The sequence below is a fragment of the bacterium genome, from assembly GCA_021372775.1.
Classification (GTDB): Bacteria; Acidobacteriota; Polarisedimenticolia; order J045; family J045; genus JAJFTU01.
In genome coordinates this window covers 1-4,315 of sequence record JAJFTU010000357.1, presented here as the reverse complement: position 1 = coordinate 4,315, position 4,315 = coordinate 1, and the positions used below count along the sequence as shown (strand labels likewise).

The 4,315-nt window shown below is 75.5% G+C and carries 5 protein-coding genes; 3 read left to right on the top strand and 2 right to left on the bottom strand.

Annotated elements, in window-relative coordinates:
* Together LLG88_11795 and LLG88_11790 are read left to right on the top strand one after the other, a co-directional pair.
* A partial coding sequence (locus LLG88_11795) for an ROK family protein (protein ID MCE5247583.1) occupies window positions 1-514 on the top strand: 514 nt, incomplete at its 5' end.
* A gap of 223 nt (window positions 515-737) precedes the next feature.
* Window positions 738-1,808, top strand: a complete 1,071-nt coding sequence (locus LLG88_11790) for a DUF4236 domain-containing protein (GenBank protein MCE5247582.1) — start codon at window positions 738-740, stop codon at window positions 1,806-1,808.
* Here LLG88_11790 and LLG88_11785 read toward each other — a convergent pair.
* Window positions 1,805-3,082 (bottom strand): ABC transporter permease, encoded by a 1,278-nt coding sequence (locus LLG88_11785; protein ID MCE5247581.1) that lies wholly within the window; start codon window positions 3,080-3,082, stop codon window positions 1,805-1,807. The genes LLG88_11790 and LLG88_11785 overlap by 4 nt on opposite strands.
* Window positions 3,079-4,026: an ABC transporter ATP-binding protein gene (locus LLG88_11780; GenBank protein ID MCE5247580.1), complete on the bottom strand. Its 948-nt coding sequence runs from the start codon at window positions 4,024-4,026 to the stop codon at window positions 3,079-3,081. Before LLG88_11780 ends, LLG88_11785 begins: the two co-directional genes overlap by 4 nt.
* 177 nt (window positions 4,027-4,203) lie before the next feature.
* Here LLG88_11780 and LLG88_11775 point away from each other — a divergent pair.
* Window positions 4,204-4,315, top strand: a 112-nt coding sequence (locus LLG88_11775; protein ID MCE5247579.1) for a DivIVA domain-containing protein, incomplete at its 3' end; no start/stop codon positions are given.

Genomic DNA, 4,315 nt, shown 5'->3' with positions numbered 1-4,315 from the left:
CGGCGCGATCCTCGGCACCGGCGTCGGCGGCGGGATCGTCGTCGAGCGGCGCGTGCTCGTCGGCTGCAACGCGGTCGGCGGCGAGTGGGGCCACAACCCGCTGCCCTGGCCGGCCGACGACGAGCGTCCCGGCCCGCCCTGCTACTGCGGCCGCGCCGGCTGCCTCGAGACGTTCCTCTCCGGGCCGGCGCTGGCGCGCGACGCGGGCGCGGCGACGGCGGAGGAGGTCGTGCCGCGCGCCGCGGCCGGCGACGCGCGGGCGGAGCGCGCGCTGGAGCGGTACGCCGACCGTCTGGCGCGCGCCTGCGCGGCGCTGATCAACGTGCTCGATCCGGACGTGATCGTGCTCGGCGGCGGGCTCTCGCACCTCGCGCGGCTCTACGTGGACGTGCCGCGCCTCTGGGCGCCCTACGTCTTCTCCGACCGCGTGGACACGCGCCTGCTGCCGCCGCGGCACGGCGCGGAGAGCGGCGTGCGCGGCGCCGCCTGCCTATGGCCTTCCGACCGCGACTGACGCCGGCGCCCCGTCGGCGAGGCCGCGCCGCGTCGTCACATTTAGCGCGCGGGCGCCCCGTCGGCGAGGCCGCGGCGCCGCGCCGCATTCGACGCGCGGGCGCGTCGTCAGCGAGGCCGCGGCGCGGCGTCACATTTAACGCGCGGCGCCTCTTGCCGCGGCGGCCGCGGCGCGCGACGATCGCGCGGTTCCGCCTTTCACGTCGGGCGGAGGGGGGCTTGCGATGAGTTTCCGATTCATGCGCCGGCTGCGGATCGCGCCGGGGGTCTCGCTCAACTTCAGCGGTTCCGGGATGTCGCTCTCGCTCGGCCCGCGCGGCGCGAAGTACACCGTCGGCCCGCGCGGCTCGCGCGTCTCGGTCGGCGTGCCGGGCACCGGCCTCTACTACACGCAGCGCGTCGGCGGCCCGTCCGCCTCCTCGGCGCCCGCCCCCCGCGCGGCGACGCCGTGGCGCGAGGACGGCGGCGGCACGGCGGTCGCCGCGCAGCCGGCCGTGGACAGCAAGCTGACGCTCGGCTTCTTCCAGAAGCTGACGACGCCGCCGGAGGAGCGCGCCTTCGTCGAGGGGCTGAAGCGGCTCCACCACGACGATCCGGACGGCGCCCTCGCCGAGTTCCGCGAGGCGCCGCACCTCGCCGACGCCGCCTTCCTCGGCGGCCTGATGGCGCTCAAGCTCGACCATCCAGACGAGGCGGCGACGCTGCTCGAGTCGGCCGTCGCCGCGACGCCCCAACTCGGCGCGCTCGTCGGCAAGTACGGCGTGAGCGCCGACGCGACGGTTCCGATCACCGAGGAGTTCGCCGCGCAGATCGCGCCGAGCCCGCGCGGCGCGCTGCTGCTGCTGGCCGAGGCGCGCCAGCGCCAAGGGCGCAGCGCCGACGCGATCCTCGCCGTGCGGCGCTGGCTGGCCCTCGACCGCAACGATCCGGTGGCCCGCGTCTCGCTCGCCGAGTTGCTGCTCGACCACGGCCGCGGCGGCCGCGCCGCGCTGGAGGAGGTCGCCGCGCTCGGCGAGGGGATCGCCAACGACGGCGAGCCGCAGGCGGCGCTGCTGCTCTACCGCGCCCGCGCGCTGCGCGAGCTCGGCCTCGCCGACGCCGCGCGCGTCGTCGCCGCGGAGGGGCTGCGCAAGACGGCCGGCCGCTCGGCGGAGCTGCTCCTCGCGCTGCGCTACGAGCGCGGCCGCTGCTGCGAGGCGCTGGGGCAGGCCGGGCGCGCCCGCGCCGACTACGAGCGGATCTACGCCGAGAAGTCCGACTACCTCGACGTCCGCGCCCGCCTCGGCCTCGGCTAGATCGTCTCCCAGCGGCGCGAGAGGCGGCGGGCGATCAGGAGCCCCGCGGCGGCGACGGCGAGCAGCACGCCGACGTGGGGCAGGATCGAGGTCAGCGGCAGGTCGCGCCAGAAGACGTTCGTGTAGGCCTCGAGCGCCCAGGTGTTCGGCGTCGCCCAGCCGAGCTTCTGCAGGTACTGCGGCATGAAGAAGCGCGGCACCATGCTCCCGCCGACCGCGGAGAGGATCAGGATCCCGATCGTCGCCACGCTCGACGCCTGGCGGCGCGTGCGGCAGGCGGTCGTCAGCGCCAGCGCGAGCCCCGTCGCGGCCGCCGCGGCGGCGAGGGTCACGACCGCGTAGCCGACGACGTGTCCCGGCAGGTCCACGCCGCGGATCGCCCAGGCGACGAGGAAGATCAGCGTCACCTGAAGGAAGCCGGACAGGACGAGGAACAGGAACTTGCCGAGGAGAAGCGGCCGCAGCCCCGCCGGCCCGGCGAGCACCCGGTCGAGGATCCCCGCGTCCTTCTCCTCGAGCAGCACCGACGCCCCGTGGGCGCAGGAGAAGAGCAGGAACATCACCGCCACGGCGCCGGCGTAGTAGGCGACCTGGTTCTGCCCCGCGGTGCGTCCCGCGACCTGCTCCACCTCGATCATGTCCTCGAGGTCGTTGGACGACTCGCCGCCCTCTTCGTTGTCCAGCGCCTCGGCGCGCAGCGCGGCGAGCGACTTGTCCCAGCGCGCGCGCTGCTCCGGCGTGAGCGCCCCGACCTGCTTCTCGAAGACGTCCACGCCGCCGCGCGCGGTGACGTCCGGCAGCGCGGTGAAGTACGCCTTCTGCAGCAGGCCGACGACGATCTGCGCCGCGATCTTCTTGCTCGAGTCCTCGACCAGCGTGAGAGGCGGCGCTTCGTCGCTCCCGCCGCCGAAGAACGTCAGCGGCGAGGCGCCGCCGCGCACGATCAGGCCGACGTCGGCCTTCCCCGTGCGGACGAGCTTGCGCACGTCGTCCGGCGAGAGCTGCGGCAGCGGGTCGGCCGCGACGCGCTTCCCGTTGCGGTCGATCGCCTGCAGCGCCGGATCGCGCACGAGGGCGCGGATCAGCCGTCCCGATTCCTCGCCGCCGCCCTGGTCGCAGACGGCGATGTCCAGCCGCGGCGCGTCCCCCGAGCCGCCGGCGAAGATCGCGGCGAAGACGACGAAGAACGCCACCGGCAGCAGGAACGCGAGCGCCAGCGCGCCGCGGTCCCGCAGCATTCCCAACGTCATCGCCCGCAGCACCGCGCCGGTCATTCGTCGAGCTCCTTGCCGGTGACCTTGAAGAAGACGCCGTAGAGGTCCGGCTCGCGCAGCGCCGCCTCGACGGCGTGCAGGCCGGCGGCGGCGAGCGTCTGCTCGATCTGCGCCAGCGCCTCGAGCCCGCCCTGGATCGGCCCGGCCCAGCGCCGCGGATCGGCGCCGTCGCGCGGCGCGAGGCCGAGCGCGGCGAGCGCGGCGCGCCCCGCCTCGTCGGGGGGCGCGGCGAGCGTCAGGCGCAGTTCCCGCTCCGCGCCGAAGGTCCGCGCGATCAGCTCGGCCAGCGTGCCCTCGGCCTTGAGCCGTCCTTCGTCGAGGATGCCGATCCGGTCGGCGAGCGCCGCGGCCTGCTCGAGGTCGTGCGTCGTGAGCAGGATCGTCATCCCGCGCCGCTTGAGGTCGCGCAGCAGTTCGTGGATCCGCTCCCGCGCCTGCGGATCGACGCCGACCGTCGGCTCGTCGAGCAGCAGCGTGGACGGCACGTGGAGCGTGCCGGCGGCGATGTTGATCCGCCGCTTCATTCCGCCGGAGAGGGTCTCGACGCGGCTCGCCGCGCGGTCCTCGAGCCCGGTCCAGCGCAGCGCCTCCTCCGCCGCGGCGCGGGCGGCGCGCCGCCCGAGGCCGGCGAGGGCGCCGAGGATCTCGAGGTTCTCGCGGATCGTCAGGTCGCCGTAGAGGGCGATCTCCTGCGGGACGAGGCCGAGCGCGCGCCGCGCGGCCGGCGAGGCGATGGGGTCGCGTCCGTCGAGCGCGATCCGCCCCTCGTCGAGGCGGACGCGTCCGGAGATCGCGCGGACGAGGGTCGTCTTCCCCGCGCCGTTGCGGCCGAGCAGGGCGTAGATCTCCCCCGGCGCCAAGGCGAGATCGACGCCGTCGAGAGCCGTCCGCGCGCCGAACGCGCGGCGCGCGCCGCCGACCACCAAGCGGGGGGACGTGGGCATGGCGCGCATTCTAGCCCCGACTGTCCGCGGCCGGCTTCGCCGCCGGCGCGCAATCGCGGGCCTTTCGGCCGAATCCGGGCGGGCCGCCGCGGCGCTGCGGGCTACCAAATGAACGAGGGGAAGGGTATCTTCGCGCTAGCCGCGTCCTCCCGGCGCGGCCTTCGGGAGACGATCTTCATGCCGCTGACGCCGCTCGACATCGAATCGCAGCACTTCAAGCGCGAGGTCCTTGGTTACAGCCGCCGCGAGGTGGACGCCGCGCTGCGTTCCGCCGCCGACGCCCTCTCGC

Coding starts and splice junctions, on each gene's coding strand:
- LLG88_11790 (MCE5247582.1), top strand. CDS start 738: ATGAGTTTCCGATTCATGCGCCGGCTGCGGATCGCGCCGGGGGTCTCG.
- LLG88_11785 (MCE5247581.1), bottom strand. CDS start 3,082: ATGACCGGCGCGGTGCTGCGGGCGATGACGTTGGGAATGCTGCGGGAC.
- LLG88_11780 (MCE5247580.1), bottom strand. CDS start 4,026: ATGCCCACGTCCCCCCGCTTGGTGGTCGGCGGCGCGCGCCGCGCGTTC.